Origin of the sequence: Mycobacterium sp., assembly GCF_049683355.1 — a bacterium.
Classification (GTDB): domain Bacteria; phylum Actinomycetota; class Actinomycetes; order Mycobacteriales; family Mycobacteriaceae; genus Mycobacterium.
The window spans coordinates 1-2997 of sequence record NZ_JBAUJB010000076.1; the positions used below are offsets into that span (position 1 = coordinate 1).

The window sequence follows — 2997 nt, forward strand, 5'->3', positions numbered from 1 at the left end:
GACACCGGCTGGGCCGACTGGTTCCGCGCCGACGTCGGCGCCCTGCACGCGCTGGCCGACCTCGACCACTGCGCCCAACGCGAACGGCGACTGCCCGAGGATCGGCGCACCCGCTACCGGGGCCTGCTGCGCCAGGTCGAGGTCACCCACCCCGACCCCGACATCGCCACCCGCCACCGGCTGCGATTGGCCTACATCTGGTCCTCCGAAGAGGCCGCCTCCGTCGCCGACGCCCGCCAACGCGCGCTCGCCAAGGCCGAGGACGGCCTGGCCCGCATCCGCAACGGACTCGGCGGCCGCTACTACAAGACCAAAAAGCAGGTCGACGACCGCATCGCCACACTCGTCGGCGCGCGCATCGCCGACCTGATCACCATCACCACCGGCGTCGACCCGGCCGGCAAACCCACCATCGCCTGGCGGCGCAACCCAGAAACCATCACCGCCGCAGCCGAACTCGACGGACTCTACGCAATCGCCACCAACCTGCCCGACCCACCCGAGACGCCGCTGACCGCGCTCGACGTGCTCAAAATCTACAAAGACCAGTGGATCGTCGAACAACGCCACCGCGACCTCAAACAAACCCTGCGGGTGCGACCGGTCTTCCTACACAACGACGACCGCATCCACGCCCTGATCGCCGTCGTAGGCGTCGCCCTACTCGTCTACGGTCTCATCGAAGCCGACCTACGCCGCGCCCTCGGCCCCGACACTCCGCTACCCCGCCTGCTGCCCGAACACCGCGACGCGATCCCCACCGCCCGCGCCGTACTCACCGCCTTCACCGGCCTACACGCCACCTACACCACCACCGGCCTGCACCTCGACCGCCTCACCCCGGTCCAACGACTCATCCTCGCCCACCTCGACATTCCACTACCATGGCCTGAAACACCAAGCACAACAACAACATCCAACACCAACACACCTTGACACCAAACAATGCGGAAAACGGGGCTAGTTCAGTCCAACTTCCAGGACGCAACATGCGGTGAGGCTACAACGCACTCCCCGCTCAGCTGATGCGGATGAGTTTTTTGTTGACGAACTCGTCGATGCCGAAGCGCCCGAGTTCCCGGCCGAAGCCCGACCGCTTCACGCCGCCGAACGGAAGCTCGGCTCCTTCGGCGCCGACGGCGTTGACGAAGACCATCCCGGCCTCGATCCGGTCGGCGACCCGGCGGGCCTGTTCGTCATCGGTGGTGAACACGTAGGACCCCAACCCGAACGGGGTGTCGTTGGCGATTTCCACCGCCTGCTCCTCCGAGGTCGCCTTGAACACTGTCGCGACGGGGCCGAACAACTCCTCCTTATAGCTGGGGGAGTCAGGCGAGACGCCGGTCAGCACGCCGGGCGGGTAGAAGGCGCCGTTGCGCTCCCCCTGCGACACCAGCGTCGCACCGTCGTCGACGGCGCGTTTGACCTGCTCATCGAGGCGCTCCGCGGCGGCCACCGACGACAGCGGGGCCAGCCCGTCCGCCTTTGCGAGAACCTTGTTGGTGAACTTGTCCAGGAACTCGTCGTAGACGTCCTCGGCGACGATGATCCGCTTGGCGGCGTTGCAGGCCTGTCCGGTGTTCTCGAAGCGTCCGTCGATCGCCGCCTCCACGGCCGAGTCCAGGTCGTTGGTGCTGAGCAGGACGAACGGATCCGAACCGCCGAGTTCCAGCACCACCTTCTTCAGGTTGCGACCCGCGATCTCCGCGACGACAGCGCCGGCACGCTCGGAACCCGTCAGCGAAACCCCTTGCACGCGTGGGTCGGCGATCACCTCGGCGATCTGCTCGTTGGTGGCGTAGATGTTGACGTAGGCGCCCTCCGGGTAGCCGGCGTCGAGGAAGATCTGCTGCAACGCGGCCGCCGACTCCGGGCACTGCGGGGCGTGTTTGAGCACAATGGTGTTCCCCAGCACCAGGTTCGGGCCGGCGAACCGGGCCACCTGGTAGTACGGATAGTTCCACGGCATGATCCCGAGCAGCACGCCGACGGAGCTGCGGCGGATCAGCGCGGAGCCTTCGCCCTCCAGTAGCTCGATCGGCTCGTCGGCCAGAAACTTCTCGGCATTGTCGGCGTAGTACTCGTAGATCGCGGCGCTGAAGTCGACCTCACCTTCGGACTGGTCCAGCGGCTTGCCCATCTCACGCTGGATGATCTTCGCCAGTTCGCTCTTGCGCTGGGTGTGCAACTCGGCGACCTTGCGGAGCAGAGCGGCGCGCTCGGCGACGGTCGACCCACGTGACCATTCCCTGTGGGCCTTCGCCGCAGCGGCAACGGCCTGCTCGACCTGCTCGTCGGTCGCAGTCGGGTACTCCCGGATCAGCTCGCCGGTCGACGGATCGACCACCGCGTACGCGGATGTGCTCATCGTGTTCCACTCCTTGGTCTCTTGGTCCTATGAGGGCCGAATCTGGTTCAGTCTCACGTCCACGTTGAACACTACGGTTCGGCCGTTCGACGGGGCGGATTATCAGTACCTGCACCGTCCTCAACGGCTGCTGGACACCGCTGCCACACATCTCCCCAAATCGGTGGGTCCGAGTTGGCCGTGACCGCGGCCACTCAGCAAAGTGAGTTCGCAATGGGCGCTCGCGGCACTAGTGCCGCCGGCATCGAGGGGCATTCCCCAAGTCGGGAACAGTACACCGCCCTCCACCTGCATCAACCTGGCGCTGTATCCAAACTCACACCGCCAAAGTCGATTTACCCAGTATAAGGACCATCGTGACGTTTTCCTTGCCGAGTGATCCTCGCCCGAGTGGAGCGAGCAGCAAACAGAACCCCGCAACCCGGGGCCAAAGGAGAGTTGAGAAAAATGTCCATCGCGCACTTCCGTGCAGACGTCCGGCGCGCCATGAAAGAAACGGCGCCGCCTCTACGCGCGGATCAACGCCATGCCGGATTCCACGGTTCGTGACGAGCTTCTGGCCATCGCCCAGCGGCACGAGGGCATGCATCGCTGACGCGACGCTCCTTGTCCAGAGCCGGCAGCCCCGA

The 2997-nt window shown here is 65.6% G+C and carries 2 protein-coding genes; one reads left to right on the forward strand and one right to left on the reverse strand.

Annotated elements, in window-relative coordinates:
- Positions 1-936, forward strand: a 936-nt coding sequence (locus WA944_RS04525) for an IS1634 family transposase (protein ID WP_526646442.1), incomplete at its 5' end; no start/stop codon positions are given.
- Positions 937-1018: 82 nt separating this feature from the next.
- Here WA944_RS04525 and WA944_RS04530 read toward each other — a convergent pair.
- Positions 1019-2368: an NAD-dependent succinate-semialdehyde dehydrogenase gene (locus tag WA944_RS04530; protein ID WP_526375682.1), complete on the reverse strand. Its 1350-nt coding sequence runs from the start codon at positions 2366-2368 to the stop codon at positions 1019-1021.
- Positions 2369-2997 lie beyond the last annotated feature (629 nt).

Bases quoted from the DNA above. Each gene is read 5' to 3' on its own strand.
- WA944_RS04530 (WP_526375682.1), bottom strand. From the start codon at position 2,368: ATGAGCACATCCGCGTACGCGGTGGTCGATCCGTCGACCGGCGAGCTG.